Below are 21,263 nucleotides of genomic sequence, written 5' to 3'. Positions count from 1 at the left end.
GAGCGGGCCGGGGCCGGTCGGTAGTGCCGGCACCACCTTTTCCGTCCCACCCGCACGACTGCGCCCGCCCCCTGCCGCGCGGTTGGCTCTCCGGCATGACCACACCCCAACCCCGTCCCCCCGGTCACCGCCGGCCGGCCCGACTCGTCGGAGGCCTCCTGCTGACGGCCGCCCTGCTCGTCCCGTCCTCCCTGCCCGCCCACGCCGTCCCGGCCCGGGCGCCGGTCCTCGACCGGGCCTCAGCCGACCGCTTCGTCCGCGACCACCTGGAGCGGACGGGAGTGCCGGGCGCGACGGTGACGGTCACCCGCGGCGACCGAGTGGTCCTCGCCGCCGGTTACGGGCACACCGCGGCGGGGGAGGAGATGACCGCCCGGACCCCCGTGCCGGTGGCCTCCCTGTCGAAGGCGATGACCGCCTTGGCGGTGACCGGGCTGGCCGAAGAGGGACGGGTCGACCTCGACCGGCCGGTCCACGACCAGTTGCCCGAGTTCGCCCCTGCGGACGCCCGCGCAGAGCGCATCACCCCGCGCCAACTCCTCCACCAGACCTCGGGGATGGCCGACTCGGCCCACCCCGACCTCGTCCTCCCGCAGCCGCACACGCTCAAGGAGGCGGTCGTCGCGCTGCGTGGCACCCGGCTCGCGGCAGACCCCGGGACGACCTGGAGCTACCACAACACCAACTACGCCGTCGCCGCCCGCCTCGTCGAGGCCGCCACCGGAACCCCGTACGCCGCACACCTGCGTGAGCGGCTGTTCGCGCCCCTCGGCATGAGCCGCACCGAGACCGCCGACACCACCGCCGACATGCCGGACGCGGCCCGCGGGCACGTCCGGGCCTACGGGCGGACCTGGGAACGCGCCCATCCCCGCCTCTTCACCGCAGGCGCCTTCGGCGTCGTCAGCACCGCCGAGGATCTGGGGAAATGGCTGATCGCGCAGCACACGGACGGGATCTCGCCCACCGGGCGCCGCGTCGCGCCCGCCGAGGCGGTCCGGCTCACCCGCACCCCGCCGCCCGGCCAGACGTACGGGATGGGGTGGAACCGGCGGGCGGAGAGCGGGCAGCCGCTGCGGATCGAGCACACGGGGAGCCTCTTCACGCACAACTCCATGGCCACCCTGCTCCCCGAGTCCGGCGTCGGCATCGCGGTGGTCACCAACACCGGCATGGTCTCCGGGGACGACGCCCCGCTCCTCGTGGACGGCCTGGTCGACCTCGCCGAAGGCCGGGCTCCGGCCGAGCGGGCCCCCTTCACCGACACCGCCGACCCGGTTCTCGCCGTGCTGACGCTGTCGGCCCTCGCCCTGGCGGTACGTGCCGTGGCCCGTGCCGGGAGGTGGGCACGGCGCGCCGGCCGCGGCCCGCTCCGCCTCGGCCTGCGCCTCGTCCCGTACCTGCTGCCCGTGCTGCTGTTCTTCCACCTGAACGACGTCTTGGGCCTGTTGATGCGCCGGGCCGGGACGCTGGAGCAGATCACCTATGTCTGGCCGGCCCTCTTCGTGTGGTCGGCGGGAACCGCTCTGGCCGCGGCGGCGGTGCTCGTGGCGCGGGGCGCGGCTCTCCTCCGGAAGCACCGGAGCAGGTCGGGCCCGGTGGCGGCGGAGCAGGCCGCGCCGGTAGGACCGCCCGCCGTGCCGCACGACTGAGAGGCGGGGGAGAGGAAAGAGGGACGGGCTCCGGAGCGGCCCCCCGCGCTGCTCCGGAGCCCGTCGGTACGGGGGCGGGCCCTCAGGGGAACTCCGCCAGCACCTCGCCGTCGGCGTCGTAGACCTTGACGGACGGAGGCGGCTCGTTCGACGGGTCGCGGGGCTGGTCGGCCCAGGTGTAGCCCACCGCGTAGCCCGGGTCGCCCGCCAGGGTCAGGAGCTGTGCACGGTGTACCACGCCGCCCGTCTCCACGGTCATGCGGGCGGGCCGTCCCGGGCCGATGTACAGAGGCCGGACCAGCTCCCCGAACTGCTGGAGGCTGACCGTCCCGGTCGGCTGGTTGCCGTCGGTGACGCTCTTGCAGCTGTCCACACCGCCACCGGGCCCGCCCGTGTCGCGATGGCACACCTCACTTCCGGCGAGCGTCATCCGGTGACCGCGGCCGACGTCCACCGGCTCACCCGCCGCCGCCGTCCGGACGGCGGGCCAGGGGTTGCCGGACGGCCGGGGCGGCCGCGCGGCCTCCGGGAGCGGCGTGGGGCCGCCGCCCGGTCCGGGCGTCGCGGACGGAGCGGGACCGGCCGCCGCGGGGCTCCGGTCGGTGCCGGAACCGAGCCACTGCGGCACCGCGGCCACCATCAGCACGGCTGCCACGGTGGCCGGGACCACCGCCGCGACCCGCCGGTTGCGTACCCGGCGGCGGCCCATGCGGCGGACGCGCGCCGCCGGGTAGGGCGGCGGCACCAGAGGGCCGGCGGCGCCGTGCAGAGCACGCCGCAGTGACCGGGCCGCCTGGTCCTCGGCCCCGCCGGCAGCCGGGACGCCGTCCCGTCCGGCCGGATCAGAGGCGTTCATCGGCGGGCTCCTCCCGTCCGGGGCGGGGCTGGAACTCCGCCAGCGCCGGGTGGTCCCGGAGCTTGCGCAGGCCCCGGCTGGCCTGGCTCTTCACATTGCCCGGGGAGCAGCCCAGCACCTCGGCCGTCTGCTGCTCGCTGAGGTCCTCCCAGTACCGCAGGACGACCACCGCGCGCTGCCGGGGCGGCAGGGTGCCGAGCGCCTCCAGCAGCAGGGAGCGCTCCTCGGTACGGGCCGCGCCGCCCTCCTGCGCCCGCTCGGGCAGCCTCGACGTGAGGAGCTGCACCACCCGCCGCTTGCGGAACCGGCTGAGGTTGTTGTTGACCAGCGCGCGCCGCACGTACGCGTCGGGCTCGTCCAGGCCCCGCACCCGGGGCCACGCCGGGTAGAGCTTGGCCAGCGTCACCTGTACCAGGTCCTCCGCCTCGTGATGGTCCCCGGTCAGCAGGTAAGCGGTCCTCAGCAGCCCCGGCCAGCGGGCGGCGGCGAAGGTCTCGAAATCCGGCGAGGAGTCCGTCCGGGCAGGCCGGAACCCCGGCACGGCCCTTTCCGGGAGCCGCGCCGGGTGCCTCGGCGACGTCAGGTCAGTATCGGGCGAGGACACGGCCGGTGGCGTCGTAGACGGTCACGGTCCGGTCGGCGGGGTCCTCGGCCGCGCTCCAGACGTACCCGGTGGCGTAGCCGGGACGTCCGGCCAGTGCGACCACCCGCGCCTCCAGGGTCCGGCCGGCGGCGGTGACGGTCATCCGGGCGGCGCGGCCCGGGCCGACGTAGAGCGGCGAGTACAGCGTGCGGCCCTCCTCGCCGAAGCTCTGGAGGCTGACGGTGCCGGCCGGCTGGTTGCCGTCGGTGACGCTCTTGCAGATGCGCCCGCCCGCCGAACCGACGCACCGCTCCTCGCGGGTGAGCGTCATGGCGTACCCGTGCCCCAGCTCCAGCTTCTCGCCGGGCGCCACCACGACGGCGGACCGGCTCCAGGACGAGGCCGCCGGCCGGGCCTCGGCCGCGTGAGCCGCCCCGGGCACCAGCAGGCCGGTGACGGCCAGCACGAGGGCGGCTGCTGGGACGAGTGGTCTCTTCGGCATGGTGTTCCCCGGATCTGCGTGGCGTACGGCCGTCCCGGGGCATCGGCGCTCCCCGGCACGGGTCGAGGTGGACTCCTCGCCCTACTCACCCCGGCGGCGGGCGGGAGGTTGCACGGTTCCGGATCTTTTTCGGGCGCCGGTGGCCGGATGCGGCGGCCAGGGGCGCTTTCCGGCCGGACGGGATCTGGACGGAACCGTTCCGGCGCCGGCTCGCGCGCGGACACGGGCGGTGGGGAAGCGAGGTGAGGGCCGCCGGGCGGTAAGGCCGTACGCGGCAGGCGGCGTGCACCCCGCCGCCCCCGCCTCGCGGTGGCCGTGTCCGGGGTTCCGCCTCGGCGCCGGCCGCACGTCAGCTCCGGGCCGGTCGGCGGCGACCTGGCGGACAACCCCGGGGACGACCGGTGCCGCGTCCGGGCCGGGGCCGTCGGCGCGGACGCGATCCGGCCATTTAGTTGACGCGCACCTGACAGGAGCGGCCGGCTCTGCGAATCTTCCCCTCGGCCGCCGCGCGGCACCCCACGGCCCCACCGCCACGCGGCCCTCCCCCCACGGTGTTCCTCCGCTTTCCGTTCTGCCCGGGGACGGCCACCCGCCGCCCCGTCACCCCCGGACCGCGCACCCGCGGTCACGCAGAAGGAGTCCGTGTTGAGACCCACCTCCCACCGGCGTGGCGTCGCCGGCGGCGCCCTCGCCGCCGCCGTGCTGCTCGCCGTCACCGCTACCACGGCCCCGGCGGCCGCGGCCGACCCCGCACCGGCCGCCGAACCCGCCGCCGCGCGCACCGGCGCCCTCCCCGCCGACGTCAGCCCGGCCCAGCGCGCCGCGCTGATCCGCGCCGCCGAGGCGAAGACCGGCTCCGTCGCCGCCGAACTCGGCCTGGGCGAGAAGGAGAGACTCCTGGTCCGCGACGTCGTCAAGGACCGGGACGGCACCCTGCACACCCGCTACGAGCGCACCTGGGCCGGGCTGCCGGTCCTCGGCGGCGACCTCGTGGTCGCCGCCGCCCCCGACGGCACCCCCGCGACGGTGACCAAGGCGTCCCGCAACGCCCTCAAGGGCATCGCCACCGAGGCGGAGATCGCCCCGTCGGCCGCGAGGAAGCAGGCGCTGCACGCCGCCGAGGCGCACGACGCCGAGAAGGCCACCACCGACGGCGCGCCCCGCCAGGTGGTGTGGAACGCCGACGGCAAGCCCGTCCTCGCCTTCGAGACGGTGGTCGGCGGACTCCAGCACGACGGCACCCCCAACGAACTGCACGTCGTCACCGACGCCGCCACCGGCGAGAAGCTCCACGAGTGGCAGGCCGTCGAGAACGGCACCGGCAACACCCGGTACAGCGGCACCGTCACCCTCGGCAGCACCAGGTCCGGCTCCACCTGGAACCTGACCGACGCCGGGCGCGGCAACCACCGCACCAACAACCTCAACCGCTCCACCTCGGGCACCGGCACCCTCTTCTCCGGCCCCGACGACGTCTGGGGCAACGGCCGGGCGAGCAACACCGAGACCGCCGCCGCCGACGCCGCCTACGGCGCGCAGGCCACCTGGGACTACTACAAGGACGTCCACGGCCGCTCCGGCATCCGGGGTGACGGCGCCGGGGCCTACTCCCGCGTCCACTACGGCAACAACTACGTCAACGCCTTCTGGCAGGACAGCTGCTTCTGCATGACCTACGGCGACGGCGCCGGCAACGCCAAGCCGCTCACCTCGCTCGACGTCGCCGCCCACGAGATGACCCACGGCCTGACCTCCGTCACCGCCAGGCTCGTCTACTCCGGCGAGTCCGGCGGCCTCAACGAGGCGACCAGCGACATCCTCGCCACCGCCGTCGAGTTCCACGAGAACAACGCCGCCGACAAGGGCGACTACCTCATCGGCGAGAAGATCGACATCAACGGCGACGGCACCCCGCTGCGGTACATGGACAAGCCCTCCCGCGACGGCAAGTCCAAGGACTCCTGGTACTCCGGCATCGGCTCCGTCGACGTCCACTACTCCTCGGGCCCGGCCAACCACTTCTTCTACCTCCTCTCCGAGGGCAGCGGGGCCAGGACGGTCAACGGCGTCAGCTACGACTCGCCGACCGCCGACGGCCTGCCCGTCACCGGCATCGGCCGCGACAAGGCCGCGCTGATCTGGTTCAAGGCCCTCACCACCAAGTTCACCTCCACCACCAACTACGCAGGCGCCCGCACCGGCACCCTGGCCGTCGCCGGCGAGCTGTACGGCACCAGCAGCGCCGAGTACAAGGCCGTCCAGGACGCCTGGGCCGGCGTGGCAGTCGGCGCCCGCTCCGGCGGCGGCAGCGGCGGCACCACCTTCGAGAACACCACGCCCGTCGCCATCCCCGACGCCGGCGCCGCGGTCACCTCGGACATCACCGTCGCGAACCGCGCCGGCAACGCCCCCGCCGCCCTCCGGGTCACCGTCGACATCAGCCACACCTGGCGCGGCGACCTCGTCATCGACCTGGTCGGCCCCGACGGCACGGCCTACCGGCTGAAGAACGCCAGCTCCTCGGACTCGGCCGACGACGTCCAGGAGACCTACACCGTCAACGCCTCCGCGCAGACCGCCAACGGCACCTGGAAGCTCCGCGTCCAGGACACCGCCCGCTCGGACACCGGCCGCGTCAACAGCTGGAAGATCGTCCTGCCGTAACCGCACCGCGCCCGCGCGCGACACGACCGCCGCCCCGGGGCCCTGCCCCGGGGCGGCGCCCGTGCCCCGCGCCGGTCCCTCCGGCGCCCGCTCCGAGCTGCCCGGCCCTCCCCGGCCGTATTAATGTGCCGGTATGAGCGACTTTGCGCAGGGCGCGGAACCGCAGGAGTCCGAGGACGCCGCCATGGCCCGGGAGGCGGTGGACGTCTACCTGGCCCGCCAGCTCTCCGAGTGGGAGGGCCAGCTCGGCGCGGCCACCGAGGGCACCTCCGAGTACGACGAGACGGAGAGTTACCTCCGCGCCGAGGAGGGTCGCCGCGCGGCGTGGCGCCGCACCGGGCGGCTCGACAGCGCCCTCGCCCTCGCCGTCGACGAACGCGCCCGCGCCGACCTGAAGATGGGCGCCATCGACCCGCCCCGCCGCGAGGCCATCCGCCGGGGGCTGCGGGAACTGGGGTGGGACCCCGAGGTGAGCTCGGACGCCTCGGTACGGTGAACCCGGGCAGGGCCCGAAGGCGCACCCGAGTACCGGCCCTGCGTGACGGAGCCCGCCCGGTGCCCCAGGCGGGCGGCGGGCGGCGGGAGGTGGGGGAGTGCCGGACCGGGAAGCGGTGGACGAGGGCGCCCGCAGGCGTGGCCGCTCGGCGCTCCTCCTGCTGAGCTTCGCCTCGGGGGCCGCCGACGTGCTGGCGGTGGTGGCGCTCGGCGGCGCCTTCGCCGGGATCATGACCGGCAACCTCGTACTGCTGGGCGCGGCCGCGGCGGGGGAGCGCAGCCAGGGTGTGTGGGCGCCCGCGCTGGCGCTCGCCGGGTATCTGGTGGGCACCGTGCTGGCGGTGCCGCTGGCCGGGCGCAAGGGAGGACGACGTGTCTGGCCGCGTGGTGCGCTCCTGTGCCTGGGCGTCGAGGCGGTGGCGCTGGCCGCGGTGGCCACCGTCTGGACGGTCGCGGACCGGCCCGACCCCGGAGGGCCGGCGGCCGGGTTGCTGCTGGTCCCGCTGTCGGCGGCGATGGGCGCCCAGGCCACCGCCGTCCTCTCGCTGGGCCGCAAGGGGGCGCCCACCACCTTTTTCACCAGCACGCTGACGACGATGGTGGCCGGGTTCGCCGCGCGTCAGCCCGGCGGGGTGGACGGCTGGGCCCTCGCCCGTCTCGCCTGCCTCTTCGCGGGGGCGTGCGGCGCCGTCCTGGTCCGAGGGGTCGCTCCCGAAGTGGCCCTGTTCCTCCCGGCGGTGCTGGTGGCGGCGGCCGTGGTGGTCGCGGCGGGCGGGGGTGGTGACGAGGCCCCGTCCGGGGAGGCGTGAGGCCGCGGGGGAGGGGCGGGCGTCCTCGGACCGACGCGTTTCGGGACGCTCCGGGGATGCCTCTTGGTCTAGACCTTGACATGCTCAGACCCGGCTCGCTTAGAGGCCATCTCATTTGGGGCACTCGGTATTCTGTGCGTCATGGTGGGGATCGTTGAGCGGTTGGTGCCGGACGAGTTGTGGGAGTTGTTCCAGCGGGTGGTGCCGGAGGCGCCGTCGCGACCTCAGGGCGGTGGTCGGCGTCGGCACGGCGACCGGGAGGTGCTGGCCGCGATCGTCTTCGTAGCCACGTCGGGTTGTACCTGGCAGCAGCTGCCGTCGGCGTCGTTTGGCCCGTCCGGAGCGACTGCTCACCGACGGTTCTCGGAGTGGTCGAAGGCCAGGGTGTGGGCCAAACTCCACCGCCTGGTTCTCGACGAACTCGGTGCCCGCGGGGAGCTGGACTGGTCGCGGTGCGCAATCGACTCGGTGAACATGCGGGCCCTGAAAAGGGGGACCTGACGGGTCCGAATCCTGTCGACCGGGGCAAGTACGGCTCGAAGATCCACCTGGTCACGGAACGGTCGGGTCTGCCCGTCTCCGTCGGCATCTCCGGGGCCAACCTCCACGACAGCCAGGCACTGATCCCGCTCGTGAAGGGCATCCCGCCAATCCGCTCGCGGCGCGGCCGACGACGGCGCAAGCCCGGCAAGCTTCACGCCGACAAGGGCTACGACTATGCCCATCTGCGGCGATGGTTACGCGAGCGAGGTATCACCCACCGCATCGCCCGTAAGGGAGTCGAGTCCTCGCAACGGCTGGGCCGTCACCGCTGGACCGTGGAACGCACCATGGCCTGGCTTGCCGGCTGCCGCCGCCTCCACCGACGCTACGAACGCAAGGCCGACCACTTCCTCGCCTTCACCAGCATCGCCTGCACTCTCATCTGCTACCGCAGGCTCACCAAATGAGATGACTTCTTAGCTGGCCGCATCCACGGCGGCGCGCGGCCGACGTCGCGCCGCACCCAAGGAGTGTGATCACGTGATCCGACGTGTCATGAGCCTGCTGATCGCGCTGAGCGCGGTCGTCGCGGCGCTCGTCGTCCTCCCCGCGGCCACCGCACAGGCCGCCACCTGCGCCACCGCCTGGAACGCCACCGCCGTCTACACCGGCGGCCAGAGCGCCTCGTACGACGGCCGCAACTACACCGCGAAGTGGTGGACGCAGAACGAGCGGCCGGGCAGCTCCGACGTCTGGGCCGACCAGGGCGCCTGCGGCACCGGCGGGGGCGGGGAACAGCCCGGCGGCTTCGTCGTGAGCGAGGCCCAGTTCAACCAGATGTTCCCGAACCGGAACTCCTTCTACACCTACAGCGGCCTGACCGCCGCCCTCAGCTCCTACCCCGCCTTCGCCAACACCGGCAGCGACGAGGTCAAGAAGCGCGAGGCGGCCGCCTTCCTCGCCAACGTCCACCACGAGACCGGTGGCCTGGTGCACATCAAGGAGACCAACGAGGCCAACTACCCCCACTACTGCGACGGCGGCAAGCCCTACGGCTGCCCGGCCGGCCAGGCCGCCTACTACGGGCGCGGTCCCGTCCAGCTCAGCTGGAACTACAACTACAAGGCCGCCGGCGACGCCCTCGGCATCGACCTGCTGAACAACCCCTACCTGGTCGAGCAGAACGCCTCCGTCGCCTGGCGGACCGGCCTGTGGTACTGGAACACCCAGAACGGCCCGGGCACCATGACCGCGCACAACGCCATCGTGAACGGCCACGGCTTCGGCGAGACGATCCGCTCGATCAACGGCTCGATCGAGTGCGACGGCGGCAACCCGGCCCAGGTCCAGAGCCGCGTCGACAAGTTCACCTCCTTCGCCCAGATCCTCGGCACCACCACCGGCGCCAACCTGTACTGCTGACCCGGCCTCACCCGGACGGGGGTGTGCCCGGCGCCGAGGCGCCGGACGCACCCCCGTCCCGCGCGCGCTCCCCGTCCCGCCGTGCGTCCCGTCGTCCGAGACCCCGCCGCCGCCCGTGGCCTGTGGGCCCGGCCCGGCGGCGCGTCCGCCACCGCGCCCACCCTGGTGCCGTTCGCCGCCGTGAGCTGACCCGCGCCGACGCCGGTCCGTCCCGGCCCGTCCCGGGCGTCCGGGCCGGCACGGAGTGGACGTACCCCGTACCCGCGCTGGCATGATGCGGGCCATGAACGATCGCATCATCGCCGCCTGTGACGGAGCCTCCAAGGGAAACCCGGGCAAGGCCGCCTGGGGCTGGGTCGCCGCCGACGCCCACGGCAGCCCCGAGCGCTGGGCCGCGGGGCCGCTCGGCACCGCGACCAACAACGTCGCCGAGCTGACCGCCCTCCAGGAGCTGTTGAAGGCCACCGACCCGTCCGTGCCGCTGGAGGTGCGGATGGACTCGCAGTACGCGATGAAGGCGGTCACCACCTGGCTGCCCGGCTGGAAGCGGAACGGCTGGCGGACCAGCGCCGGCAAGCCCGTCGCCAATCAGGAACTGGTGGTGGCCATCGACGCCCTGCTGGCCGGGCGCGACGTCGCCTTCGTGCACGTCGCCGCGCACCAGGTGGGCGGCGACGCCCTCAACGCCCTCGCCGACCAGGCCGCCACCGACGTCGCCGCCTCCCAGGCGGCGGCGGGCAGCGCACTCGGCTCGCCCTGGCCCGAGCCCGACCCCTCCCGTGCGGCCGCCCCCAAGGCCAAGGCCAAGGGCGGTGCCCGCTCCGGCGCGCGCAAGGGTACGGGTACCGCCCGCGCCATCACCGCGAAGTTCCCCGGCCGCTGCGGCTGCGGCCGCCCCTACGCGGCGGGCGAGAAGATCACCAAGAACGGCAGCAGCTGGGGCCACCCCGACTGCCGGGAGGCGGTCAGCGCGGGCTGACCCCGCCCGGTGGCGCCCCGGCGGTCGCCTCCACCCCGTCCAGCAGCAGCGCGAGCCCGGCCGCGTGGGTGGCGTCCATCCGCTCCTCCCACGAGGCCGGCGCCCCGCCGCCCGCGTCCTCGGCCGAGAGCCGCACCGACAGCGGGAACCGGTCCGCGAAATCGGGCGCCACCTCGCCGAGCCGCGCCGAACGCTCCGCCCACCACTCGGCGTCCGCCACCCCCGTCGTCGCCGTCGCGAGCCGCGCCTCCGCCCGCGTCCGGGCCGCGCCTCGCACCAGGTCGAAGAGGGAACTGGCCGCCGCCCGCAGGGTGTCCGCGGGCAGGCCGGTCGCGAAGAGGATGCCCGCAAGCGCCTCCAGTACGCCCTGCTCGCAGGGCCCGAGCACCGGCCGCGCGTAGGAGACCTGGAGCAGCCACGGGTGGCGCAGGTACAGCGCGCGCAGGTCGGCCGCCCAGGCGGTCGCCGCCGCCCGCCACCCCTCGTCCAGCGGGTACGAGCCGGGCAGCTCCGCGTGCGCCCGGTCGTACATCAGGTCGACCAGCTCCGCCTTGCCCGGCACGTAGGTGTACAGGGCCATCGACGAGCGGCCCAGCCTTTCGGCGACCGCCCGCATCGACAGGGCCGCGAGACCGCCCTCGTCCGCCACCTCGACGGCCGCCGCGACCACCGCCTCCACGGTGAGCGCCGGTTTGGGCCCCGGGCTCCTGCGCTCGCCCCCGGCCGCACCCCACAGCAACTTCAGCGAGCGGGCCGCGTCCCCCTGACCGGCGATGATGCTCAACGCTGTCACCTCTTCCCACCGTGCGGCTCCCTGCGCCGCACGACTTCTCACGCCGTACGGTATCGTCCGGCAGGTAATTCCTTACGCTGTACGGAATCTGCCGGTGCCGGGCCACGGCACCCGACCAGGGAGGCTTCATGCCCACCGCGCCCCTGCACGACGGCACCCGCGTCGCCTACCAGATCCACGGAAGCGGACCGACCGTGCTGCTCCCCGTCGACCCGGTACCGAAGGAGGGCGCGGCCGCCGGGGAACTGCGCCGCTGGGGGATGGACCCGGCCCTGGGCCGCGCGCCCTGGCGGAGGGACTCGGCGACGCCTTCCAGGTCGTCGCCTTCGACTACGAGGGCCACTGCATGCGCCACCCCGCCGCCGCCCTCACCCCCACCCACCTCGCCGCCGACCTGCTGGCGGTCGCCGACGCGGCGGGCGCCGGCCGGTTCGCGTACTACGGGTACTCGTGGCTCGCGCTCGCCGGACTCCAGCTCGCCCTGCGCACCGACCGTCTCACCGCCCTCGCCATGGGCGGCTTCCCGCCGCTCGGCGGCCCCTACGCCCAGATGCTGCGCGTCACCGCCGCCGCCCACACCATGGCGCTGCGCCCGAGGACACCCGCCGCCGGGCCGGAGCGGGACACCCCGTCCGGCGGGGGAGAGGAGTACGACTGGTCCGGCGTGCAGATCGCGGCGGACGGTGCGCAGACCGGCCAGTTCCTCGGCCTCTACCAGGCCCTCGAAGGATTCGACGAGGCGGCGGCACAGTGCCTGGTCGACTGCCCCCGGCTCTGCTTCGCCGGATCGGCGGACGTGATCCCCTACGGGCCCGAGTGGGGCGGCGTGACCGTGGACATGGCAGGACCGCTGACCCGTGAGCGCGCGCGCCTGGAGGCGGCGGGGTGGCAGGTCCGGGTCCTGGACGGCCTCGACCACACCGGCGCCATGCAGCCCGGTGCCGTGCTGCCCGTCCTGCGGCCCTGGCTGGCGGCGGCGCACGCGGACTGAGGCCCGCCGGCTCAGCGGCTCACCGGTCCAGTTCCTTGTGGCGGTCTCCGGCAGCCGTAGGTAGACCACGGACGAGACCAGGCACAGCACACTCACGTACCAGGGGAACAGCCCCGGGTGGCCGAGATCCTTGAAGAGCGTCCCCACGTACGGCGCGGTACCGCCGAAGAGCGCCACCGTCAGCGAGTAGGGGAAGCCGATCCCGGCTGCCCGCACCCTCGCCGGGAACACCTCGGCGTTGACCGCCGCCGAGACCGAGGTGAACCCGGTCAGCAGCACCATGCCCGCCAGTTGCACCAGCAGCAGCGACAGCCACGACCCGGTCAGCGCCCGTAGCAGTGACACGGGGAGCAGGGCGAAGCCGATCCCGAAGAACAGCAGCACAGGCTTGCGCCCGTACCGGTCCGAGAGCATCCCGCCCACCGGCTGGAGCAGCGCGAAGACGGCCAGCGAGACGGTCCCGACCAGCAGGGCGTCGGCCTTGTCCATCCCGACGTTCAGCTCGGCGTAGGTCGGCAGGTAGGAGGTCCAGGTGTAGTAGGCGAGGGTGCCGCCCGCGGTGATCCCGCAGATCAGCAGGGACTGGCGCGGGTGGTGGCGCAGCGCGTCGAACAGGCGGGGCTCGGGCGCGCCCCGCTGCTCCGCGCTGCGCGTCTCGTGCGCGCCGCGCCTGATCCAGAAGCCGACCAGGCTCAGCACCGCGCCGAGGACGAAGGGCACCCGCCAGCCCCAGCCGTCCATCTGCCCCGACGACAGCGAGGAGACGAGCAGCGCGGCGACGCCGGAGGCGGCCAGCTGCCCGACGGTGGTCGAGACGTACTGGAAGCTGGAGAACAGGCCGCGCCTGCCCGGCCCGGCCGACTCCACCAGGAAGGTGGTCGAGGCGGCGAACTCCCCGCCCACGGACAGCCCTTGGAGGAGCCGCGCGACCACCAGCACCACCGGCGCGAGCAGTCCCGCCGAGGCGTAGGTCGGGGTGAGCCCCACCAACAGGCTGCTGCCGCCCATCAGCAGGATCGTCACCGTCAACGCCGTGCGCCGGCCACGCCGGTCGGCGACGGCACCCATCAACAGGCCGCCCACCGGCCGCATGAAGAACCCGACCGCGAAGACGGCGAAGGCCGCGAGCAGCGGCACCAGCGAGTCGTCGGCGTCCTCGGGGAAGACCTGAGCGGCGATGTAGGTCGCGAGGAACGTGTAGGCGTACCAGTCGTACCACTCGACAGCGTTGCCGACGGAGGCGGCGAGGAGCTGCCGCAGGGGGCGCCGGGAAGGGGTCGTGACCGTGACGGTGTCTGCCATGGTCCTGACCCTGCCCCCGCGCACCCCCCGCTCACGCGCGGTCCGACGGAGTCGACACACTCCCGTCACCCGCACCGCCCCTTCCGAAGCACCCTCCGCCCGCCGCCTCCGCGACCGCCGCGATTTCCGGTCCGTACGGAACCGGGATCAGCCCCGGTCGAAGTCGTCGGTGACCGGGCGGAGCAGTCGTCGCGGTTCCCCCGGCCGCGGAGGCACCGTGTCGACGTGCCGGCCCGAGCCGGCCGCGGTGGGCCTGAAGCCGGCGTTCACGGGGCAACCGCGGCTGCCGCGTGAGCGGCTTCGGCGGCCAGCCGGATGGCGAGGGCGCGGGCGAGCAGGACGGGGCGGCCCGCCGTGTCCGCCGCCCGGCGCATCGTCTCGGTGTAGCCGATGCAGTCCAGCACGACCCAGCGGCTGCCGGCCTCCGCCAGACGCCGTGCCGCGGCCGCCGCCCGGGCGGGTGCGTCCGGTGCGTACGGGTCGCTCGGCTCCACGCGTACGGGGCCCGGCAGCAGGCCCGACCAGCGCCGCTCGACATCCTCACGCTGGGCGGGCAGCGGGCAGACGATGCCGACGGGGTCCTCGCCGGCCAGTGCGCGCACGCCGTGCTGGACGAGAGGCTCGGCGTACAGCACGGGGCGGCGTGCGGGCACGGGCGGGAAGTTGCCGGTGCACAGCAGCAGGGTCGCGGCCGCGCCGTCCTGCTCGCAGCGCGCGACGGCGTCCCGCATACGGGGGGCGAGCGCGCGGTGGCCCAGCAGGACGGAGGTGCCGTCCCGTAGCCGCGAGACGAGCGGTGGCTCTCCCGGGTCGGGGGCGAGTGCGGAGCGCGCCGCCTCTCCGCGCTCACCGTCGAACACGTCCTCGTCGAGGGCGCCGTGCTCGTACCGCGTCAGCCCGCCGAGCCACGGCTCGACGTCCGCGGCCAGGTCGGCCCGGGGGGCCTGCCCGATGGTCACCATTCCGAGCCCTGGGGTGCGCATGGTGTCAGCCTCTCCTTGTCTCACACGGCCTTGTAGATCTGGCTCACGTCGTTGAGGGAACTTCCCGCCACCAGGCCGGCGCCGACCAGGGCGAGGTCGTTGTCGGCGTCGGGCTGGGCGTTCGCCTCGTCCGGCGCGTCCCCGCCGCCGCGTGCCTTCCAGCGGGAGTACGCGACGCGGACGGCGAGGGCGGCGAGCACCAGCCATCCCGCCTGCGGGGTGGCGACGAGGAGACCGGTCGCGAGCAGCACGCCCATCTGGCGGGAGGAGCCGCCGAAGAACTGGATCAGTGCGCCGGGGATCGCCCACAGCACCATCATCGTCAGCGCGTGGGTGTCGGTGAGGCCGGCCTTGATCGTGTCGACGTACACCTGGGCGACGGGCGGGACGCGGCCGTCCGCGAAGAACGGCTTCCAGGCGATCATGACGACCACGACGGCGACGGCGAACCCGACGAGCTGGGCGATGTACTGCTGCCGCCGGCCCGCCATCTCGTACGGATGCCACGGCAGGGCGCCCTTGCGCAGCAGCCACCCGGCCTTGAAGTCGAACCCGACGTCGGCGAAGGCCGGTCCGGTCGAGGCGGCGTATCCCACCAGCAGGGCGAGCGGCACCATCGGGATGCCCAGGACCAGGCCCAGGATCAGGAAGATCAAGGTGACCGCGAAGGCGGGGAACCAGCCCGAGTGCATCGCGGCCAGCCCCACGATGAGCTGGTGGACCAGCGCGGCGGCGCCGGCCAGCAGCACCCACCCCACCAGACCCCACCCGCTCATCTCGGAGACGACCCCGCCCATGAGGGCGATGAGCAGGGCGCCCGCCACGAACAGGACGAGGCCCTCCAGCAGCCCGCGCCGCAGCCGTCCCCGGTCGACCGTGCGGTTCGCCTCGTCGAAGACGTCCGCCGCCTGGCCAGGCGGTGTCGTCTCCCGGGAGCTCTTGCGGTCGCGCATCATCAGCACCGCCTGCACGAGAGCGACGAGCCCGGCGCCGATCATGACGCCGTGCGGTACGTAGTTCGCGCTCAGGTCGGTGTCGAGGAGCCCCGGGGCGTACTGCGCGACCAGCAGACCCACGCCGAACATCAGCAGCGCCCAGATGTTGCCGAGGAAGGCGACGCCCGCGGCGCTCATCGGCAGCTTGAAGAGCGAGCCGACGAAGCCGACGACCGCGCTGATCCCCAGCAGGCGGGCTTTGCGGCCGCCCTCGTCGCCCGCCTTGATCGTCTCGGCCGCCGCGATCCCGGCGGGCCAGGCCGCCGAGGCGGGCAGCAGCTTGGAGTCGAAGACCCGGTAGAGCACCCAGCTGTCGACGAGCAGTCCGACGACCGCGCCGCCGAGCATCGGCCACACCAGCCCGGGCTCGCCGAGGAGGAAGGGGACGGCGATCGGTGTGACCAGCGAGTTCGCGGCGGCGAACGTGGAGCCCGAGATCGCGGACTGGACGAGGTTCTGACGGTGCGGATCACGCATCCGGGCCAGTGCGGCGAAGGAGAGGCGCCCGATGAGCATGGCGATCAGCGCGCCGATCACCGAGGTGTTGGGGGCGATGCCCAGGGTGGTGATCAGCACCAGGCCGATGACCGCGCCGAGCACACTGAGGATCACCGTCAGGATCAGCGTGACGGGTTCCAGCGCTCTGGGGTGTGACCTGGCCTGCGCGGTGTCTGCCGCCGCAGGTGTGGTGTCGCTCATAGGGGGCTCCGTGCTCGGGGTGGGTCTTGCCCGGGGACGTCTCAGTCCTCGGTGGCTCCGACGGTCGACTGCAGGCGGGTCATCGGGCCGTAGAGGGACACGAGGCGTGCGAACTCCTCCGGGTCGTGGAAACGGACGACTCCCCGCCCGTACTCCTTGGCCGCCTCGACGGCGAAGCGGCCCGCCGCCGCGATGTCGCCCTCGTGGCTGGCGCCGGTGGCGCAGCCCGCCACGGCGGACTGGGCCGTCAGCGCGAGCCCCACGACGGGCGCGGAGGTGGCCACGCAGGGCTGCATGATCGAGTTGATGTGGTGCACACCGTTGCCGTAGGGAGTGATGTCCTGCGTGGTGATGGGCAGTACGCGGGCGGCTTCGCCCGTCACGGTCTCCAGGACGCCGAGCAGGTCGTCGCTGACCCGCAGGATCCAGCCCTCCTTGACCGTAGGCGACAGGGCGATGCCCCGGTGGTTGAGCAGCCGGTTGCCCTTGGTCGTGTCGATGGAGACGACGGCGTCCATGGCCTCGTCGATCTCCTGGCGGTTGCAGTCCAGGACGGAGACGGGCGAGTCCATGAACGGCACCGGGTCGTGCGGCCGCGTCGGCGCGTCCGGGCAGACGTGCGTGCTGAGGATCACGTCCCCCTGGAGCACGTCTCCGCGCCCGTACATGTCGAGGAGCTTGGCGGCGGCCGAGAGCGCGGCGACGGCGCCGTCCGCGTCCGAGACGATGCCGGTGCGTTCGGGGCGGGCGCCGACGCCCCCGAGGCGTCCGAGGATTCCGAGTGTGGGCGCGCCGCCGCCACAGCGGGCCCCGGCGCTGCCGGGAACGACGACCTTGACGAAGTCGGTGCCGCCCTTGGGGCCCTCGACACGGGTCACCGTCACCTCGACCTGGTCGAGGACGGCCGCGGGGGAGAGGCGGCCGCTCTCCTCGGCCGCGCGTTCGAGCACCCTCCGCAGGTGGGCGGCGAGCGCGTGTCCGTCGGCCTGTGGACGGTCGAGGAGTTCGATGACGTCGAGTACGTGCTTGAGCACTGCGGCTCCCTGGTGCGTAGTGGTGCGGTGCTGCGCGGCCTGATCGCCGAAGCGGTGCGCAGGTGGGTCAGGCTCTCTCCGGCCTCCCCCGGAACGCAACCACTTCTCTATATGAGAGAAGCAGATGCGCCCGGGGTAGAGTGCCGGGCGTGACCACCGATCGAGGAGCACCACTCCAGACCGCGGACCGCGCCCTGCTGGCCCTGCTCGCCTTCTCCCACGACCGCGAGGAGTGGGGCGTGACCGACCTGGCCGCGGAGTTCGGCTGGGACAAGTCCGTCGCCCAGCGGCTCCTGGCCTCCCTCGCGCACCGGGGCTTCCTGGTGTCCGACCCCGTGACGCGCCGCTACCGGCTGGGCCCCGCCGTCTGGCACATGGCCACCGCCTGGGAGCGGCACAGCGGCATGGCCGGCCTCGTCCGCCCCACCCTGCGCCAGCTGGCCGCGGCCAGCGGCGTCACCGCCCTCTTCGCCGTCCCCGACGGCACCCACCTGCGCTGCGTCGACTCCGCCGACGGCACCTCCGGCCCCCTGCGCGCCTACCGGCTCGCGGGCGAGCTCTACCCCGGACACGCCGGGGCCACCTCACGCGCCTACTTCGGCATGCTCGCCCCCGGAACCCGCGCCGGCCTCCTCTACGGGCGGCCCATGGCCAGCTTCAGCGAACTGACCGTCACCGACCCGGCGGAGGTGGAGGCGCTGATGTCCCGGGTGCCTTCCGAGGGCTTCGCCTACTCGCAAGGCGAGTACGACCCCGCGACGGCCGGCTTGGCGGTGCCCGTCCTCGTGCGCTCCCAGCCCATAGGCTCGCTCACCCTCGTCGGCCCCCACGACCAGCTCGACGACCGGAAGAACGAGCTGCTCGTGCCACTGCGTTCGGCGGGGGAGTCCCTCGGCGAACTGCTCACCCCCCGCCAGATGCACACCCGCCGCCCGGATCCCGCCCCCGCCCCGATCCCCCGTACCTCATCTCCGAAGGACTGATCCCGTGAAGCTGCTCCTCCTGTCCAACTCCGCCGCGCCGGGACGCCCCTACCTCGACCACGCCCGGGACGCCGTCGCGGAGCACCTCGCCGGCGTGGAGGAACTGCTGTTCGTCCCCTACGCCCTGGCCGACCACGACAGCTACACCGCCAAGGTCGCCGCCTTCATGCGGCAGCTCGGCCGGCGGGTGCGCGGCATACACACGGAGGACGACCCGCGCGCGGCGGTCGCGCGGGCCCAGGCGGTCTTCGTCGGCGGAGGCAACAGTTTCCGCCTGCTGGCCACCCTCCAGCGCACCGGCCTGGTGGACACCCTCGCGCACCGGGTACGCGCCGGGCTGCCGTACATGGGCTCCAGCGCCGGCACCAACATGGCCTGTCCGACTTTGCGCACGACCAACGACATGCCGATCGTCGAGCCCGCCTCCTTCGCCGCGCTCGGTCTGGTCCCCTTCCAGATCAACCCGCACTACCTCGACCCGGACCCCTCCGGCACGCACATGGGCGAGACCCGCGAGGAGCGCCTCTCCCAGTTCCTGGAGGAGAACGACGTCCCCGTCCTCGGGCTGCGCGAAGGCACCTGGCTGCGCGGGGACGACGACACTCTCACGCTCGGCGGAATCGAGGCGGGCGCCCGGCTGTTCACCGCCGGGGCGGAACCGGTGGAGTACGCCCCGGGCGCCGACCTCAGCGCACTGATGGCCACGAAGGCACGCTTCGACCACCGCGACGCCTGACCGCGCCCCGCTCCCGGGGAACGGCCCGTCCCGAGGTCCCCGGGCAACGCGGTGACCGGCCCCGGGAGCGGTGACCGGCCGGCGCGTCGGCGAGAACGGCGCGCCGCGCGCGGGCGGCGTCCGGTCCTGTGCGAGCGGGCGTCCGGGCGCCCTCAGCGTGCCGGAGGAACCGGACCGGTGGAGGAGCGGCACTGAGCGCCGGTCACCCTTGCCGGGCTCCGGGCGGGTTCCGCTCCGCCGAGGCGAAGGCCGTGAGGTCCCCGACGGCCAGTCGCAGGTTCTGCCAGACGGCGGTCGCTTGCGGCGACGTGGTGTCCGGGGCGTTTGGGACGATGTGTTCCGCCGCGCGGGTCGCGCGCCCGCGGACGGCCTCGGTACGCGGTTCGTCGGCGAGGAGCCCGACGGTGCGGGTCAGGGCCTCCACGCCAGGGGCGAACGCGGCCCGATGGCCCTCGTCGAGGGCCATGGCGCCCCGGATGAGGGTGAGGCAGCTGTTGCCCAGCAGGTTCAGGTGCCGGGCGGAGGCGATCTCCCGTCGGACGGCCTCGGTGTTCCCGCGCCGGTAGCGGGTGAGCCGGGCGACGGCCGTGGCGCGCTCCCGGGATTCGGCGAGGTCGTCGAGGAGCGAGTAGAGCGGGCGCAGGTCGTCCCAGAAACGGTCGATCCGCTCGTTCTTCGACCTCAGCGTGCGCGCCGTCACGTCGAGGACGTCGCCCAGCGCCCGCAGTGCCTTCGTCTGGGCCCGGACGAGCAGGGTGACGGGGTGGGCGGGGAACAGGACCTGGCTGAAGACGAGCGCCACCGCCGCCCCGAACAGCGCGTCCTCGACGCGGACGAGGCCGGCCTGCTGACCGGCGACGACGGAGACGACGGCGCTCACCGCCGCCTGGGCCATGGTGATGCGCTCACCGCCCAGGAGCAGGGCGGCCAGGAGCGCGGCGAGTACCGCCGTGCCGATCGCGGGGGCTCCGTGTCCGAGGAGCCGGAAGGCGGCATGCCCGACGACGACCCCGACGATCACCCCGGAGACCACGCGGACCGCGTTGGTGCCGCGTCCCCCCAGAGGAGTGTTGAGGGCGACGAGGGTGGCGATGGGGGCGAAGACCGGCAGGTGGTGGTCGAAGGCCAGACCGGCGGCCCACCAGGAGACGGCGGCGGCGACCGCCTGCTGGAGAACCGGCCACCAGTTCCCGCGAACGCGTCCCCACGCCTCGCCGGCCCGGCTCATCCGGCCTCGAAGGGGTGAGGCCCGGTCGGACCGTGGCGGAAACGGGGGGACCGTCGGGAGGCTCCTGCGGCCCGGTGGACGGCGAAGTGCCCGGCGCCCGCAGCCGCCGCACCGGCCCGGACGGCCAAGTCGCGTACCGGCGCGCCGTCCCTTCCGGAGCACCGGCCGGCGGCCCGCGGACAGCGAGGGTTCAGCGAGAAGCCCTGGGCCATGCCGTTCCTTCGGGTCGCTCGACTTCGTAGCGCATTCTGAGCACAGAGGCGCGGGCGGGGAAAGCGGAGCGGCCGTACGGGGGCAGCGTGCCGGTGGCCGGGGAGACCTCACCGGGCGCCGCCGCCCCCGGCCGCGGGGCCGCGTCACTCCGACGGTCCCACATACGGGCCCGGACTCCCGGGAAGGCGGGTTAAGCCGTCGTCGCCCCGTCCGGGGCCGGGCGGCCGGCCGGCGAAGCTCCGAAGGCCCCATGCCTCCCGGGCAGGCCGGACTCCGTCGTTCGGACTGCCCACGGGGCAGAAGGGAAAGCCATGACGAAGCTCTCCGCCAGCCCACTGGCGATCTACCTCAACGATCACCTCGCGGGAGCGGCCGGCGGCGTCGAACTTCTGCGGCGAGCGGCCCGGGCGGGACGGGACGAGAGCGCCGCGCGGCAGTTGCGACGCCTCGCGGACGAGGTGGCGGAGGACCGGGCCTCGCTGATGCGCGTCATGCGCGACCTCGGCGTCGCGCCCAGCCGGAGCCGCCTCCTGCTGGGGCGGCTGGGTGAGAAGGCCGGGCGGCTGAAGACCAACGGACACCTCCTCTCCCGGTCGCCGCTGAGCAACGTCCTGGAACTGGAGGCCATGCGCCTGGGCGTGGAGGGCAAGGCCTGCTGCTGGCGGACTCTGCGCATCCTCGCCGGCACGGACCGACGCCTCGACCCGGAAGCCCTGGACCGCCTCCTGCGGCGCGCCGAGGAGCAGACGGCCCGCCTGGAGGAACTGCGTGAGGAGGCCGCCGCGGCCACCTTCCGCCCGGACGGGCCGGAGGAGGAGCGGGGATGAGCCGACGGGCGGCCGCCGTCCCGGCCCGGGTGCC

Annotated in this window: 19 protein-coding genes and 1 pseudogene; 11 read left to right on the top strand and 9 right to left on the bottom strand. The window is 74.1% G+C overall.

Annotated elements, in window-relative coordinates; genetic code table 11:
* Positions 1-95: 95 nt before the first annotated feature.
* Positions 96-1,652, top strand: a complete 1,557-nt coding sequence (locus tag Sdia_RS19215; protein WP_189501032.1) for a serine hydrolase domain-containing protein — start codon at positions 96-98, stop codon at positions 1,650-1,652.
* 82 nt (positions 1,653-1,734) lie between these two features.
* Here Sdia_RS19215 and Sdia_RS19210 read toward each other — a convergent pair whose 3' ends face one another.
* Genes Sdia_RS19210 through Sdia_RS19200 form a run of 3 tightly spaced genes read right to left on the bottom strand, consistent with a single transcriptional unit; the run spans position 1,735 to position 3,593 of the window.
* Positions 1,735-2,508 (bottom strand): hypothetical protein, encoded by a 774-nt coding sequence (locus Sdia_RS19210; protein ID WP_189501030.1) that lies wholly within the window; start codon positions 2,506-2,508, stop codon positions 1,735-1,737.
* Positions 2,495-3,049, bottom strand: a complete 555-nt coding sequence (locus Sdia_RS19205) for a SigE family RNA polymerase sigma factor (protein ID WP_100453966.1) — start codon at positions 3,047-3,049, stop codon at positions 2,495-2,497. Before Sdia_RS19205 ends, Sdia_RS19210 begins: the two co-directional genes overlap by 14 nt.
* 43 nt (positions 3,050-3,092) lie before the next feature.
* Positions 3,093-3,593 carry a hypothetical protein gene (locus tag Sdia_RS19200; RefSeq protein ID WP_100453968.1) on the bottom strand — a complete coding sequence of 167 codons (501 nt, stop codon included), beginning with the start codon at positions 3,591-3,593 and terminating at the stop codon, positions 3,093-3,095.
* A gap of 645 nt (positions 3,594-4,238) precedes the next feature.
* Here Sdia_RS19200 and Sdia_RS19195 point away from each other — a divergent pair.
* From Sdia_RS19195 to Sdia_RS19170, 6 genes are all read left to right on the top strand, one after another.
* A complete protein-coding gene (locus tag Sdia_RS19195; RefSeq protein ID WP_189501026.1) occupies positions 4,239-6,257 on the top strand; it encodes a M4 family metallopeptidase in 2,019 nt (672 codons plus the stop codon).
* Between the two features lie 133 nt (positions 6,258-6,390).
* Entirely contained in the window at positions 6,391-6,753 is a 363-nt protein-coding gene (locus tag Sdia_RS19190; protein WP_100453972.1) for a hypothetical protein, read from the top strand.
* Between the two features lie 97 nt (positions 6,754-6,850).
* Complete coding sequence (locus Sdia_RS19185) at positions 6,851-7,561, top strand: YoaK family protein (protein WP_189501024.1); 711 nt, start codon at positions 6,851-6,853, stop codon at positions 7,559-7,561.
* 141 nt (positions 7,562-7,702) lie between these two features.
* Positions 7,703-8,511, top strand: a protein-coding gene (locus tag Sdia_RS19180) for an IS5 family transposase (RefSeq protein WP_371874218.1) whose coding sequence is annotated in 2 segments (ribosomal slippage) — positions 7,703-8,051 and positions 8,051-8,511 — 810 coding nt in all. Because the reading frame shifts where the segments join, the coding sequence is not laid out codon by codon here.
* A 73-nt stretch (positions 8,512-8,584) separates the two neighbouring features.
* Positions 8,585-9,466 carry a glycoside hydrolase family 19 protein gene (locus tag Sdia_RS19175; RefSeq protein WP_100453976.1) on the top strand — a complete coding sequence of 294 codons (882 nt, stop codon included), beginning with the start codon at positions 8,585-8,587 and terminating at the stop codon, positions 9,464-9,466.
* Between the two features lie 271 nt (positions 9,467-9,737).
* The gene (locus Sdia_RS19170; protein WP_100453978.1) at positions 9,738-10,445 is read left to right on the top strand and encodes a ribonuclease H family protein; all 708 of its coding nucleotides are present in this window, start codon (positions 9,738-9,740) and stop codon (positions 10,443-10,445) included.
* Here the strand turns inward: Sdia_RS19170 and Sdia_RS19165 are convergent.
* Entirely contained in the window at positions 10,432-11,229 is a 798-nt protein-coding gene (locus tag Sdia_RS19165; RefSeq protein ID WP_189500217.1) for a TetR/AcrR family transcriptional regulator C-terminal domain-containing protein, read from the bottom strand. The two genes, Sdia_RS19170 and Sdia_RS19165, sit on opposite strands and share 14 nt — an antisense overlap.
* A 355-nt stretch (positions 11,230-11,584) precedes the next feature.
* On the opposite strand from Sdia_RS19165, the gene Sdia_RS30790 reads away from it, so the two are divergent.
* Entirely contained in the window at positions 11,585-12,229 is a 645-nt protein-coding gene (locus Sdia_RS30790; protein WP_371874276.1) for an alpha/beta hydrolase, read from the top strand.
* A gap of 19 nt (positions 12,230-12,248) precedes the next feature.
* Here Sdia_RS30790 and Sdia_RS19160 read toward each other — a convergent pair.
* The 4 genes and pseudogenes from Sdia_RS19160 to Sdia_RS19145 all read right to left on the bottom strand — a co-directional run bounded on the left by Sdia_RS19160 (position 12,249) and on the right by Sdia_RS19145 (position 17,242).
* Positions 12,249-13,531 (bottom strand): annotated as a pseudogene (locus tag Sdia_RS19160) (MFS transporter).
* A gap of 266 nt (positions 13,532-13,797) precedes the next feature.
* Complete coding sequence (locus Sdia_RS19155; protein ID WP_115069384.1) at positions 13,798-14,514, bottom strand: AroM family protein; 717 nt, start codon at positions 14,512-14,514, stop codon at positions 13,798-13,800.
* 20 nt (positions 14,515-14,534) lie between these two features.
* Positions 14,535-16,208 carry an OPT/YSL family transporter gene (locus Sdia_RS19150; RefSeq protein WP_115069385.1) on the bottom strand — a complete coding sequence of 558 codons (1,674 nt, stop codon included), beginning with the start codon at positions 16,206-16,208 and terminating at the stop codon, positions 14,535-14,537.
* Between the two features lie 41 nt (positions 16,209-16,249).
* Positions 16,250-17,242 carry a DUF1177 domain-containing protein gene (locus Sdia_RS19145; RefSeq protein WP_100453992.1) on the bottom strand — a complete coding sequence of 331 codons (993 nt, stop codon included), beginning with the start codon at positions 17,240-17,242 and terminating at the stop codon, positions 16,250-16,252.
* A 149-nt stretch (positions 17,243-17,391) separates the two neighbouring features.
* On the opposite strand from Sdia_RS19145, the gene Sdia_RS19140 reads away from it, so the two are divergent.
* Positions 17,392-18,225: an IclR family transcriptional regulator gene (locus tag Sdia_RS19140; RefSeq protein ID WP_100453993.1), complete on the top strand. Its 834-nt coding sequence runs from the start codon at positions 17,392-17,394 to the stop codon at positions 18,223-18,225.
* Positions 18,226-18,229: 4 nt separating this feature from the next.
* Positions 18,230-18,961: a dipeptidase PepE gene (gene pepE / locus Sdia_RS19135; protein WP_100453994.1), complete on the top strand. Its 732-nt coding sequence runs from the start codon at positions 18,230-18,232 to the stop codon at positions 18,959-18,961.
* Positions 18,962-19,163: 202 nt separating this feature from the next.
* On the opposite strand, the gene Sdia_RS19130 is transcribed toward pepE, so the two are convergent.
* Entirely contained in the window at positions 19,164-20,189 is a 1,026-nt protein-coding gene (locus Sdia_RS19130) for an FUSC family protein (RefSeq protein WP_191835367.1), read from the bottom strand.
* A 524-nt stretch (positions 20,190-20,713) separates the two neighbouring features.
* Here Sdia_RS19130 and Sdia_RS19125 point away from each other — a divergent pair.
* Positions 20,714-21,229 (top strand): hypothetical protein, encoded by a 516-nt coding sequence (locus Sdia_RS19125; RefSeq protein ID WP_100453999.1) that lies wholly within the window; start codon positions 20,714-20,716, stop codon positions 21,227-21,229.
* The last annotated feature ends 34 nt before the right edge of the window (positions 21,230-21,263 follow it).

It is taken from the genome of Streptomyces diastaticus subsp. diastaticus, from assembly GCF_011170125.1.
Classification (GTDB): Bacteria; Actinomycetota; Actinomycetes; order Streptomycetales; family Streptomycetaceae; genus Streptomyces; species Streptomyces diastaticus.
Note: the sequence above shows the minus strand (reverse complement) of the source record. Positions and strands in the feature narration are given on the sequence as shown.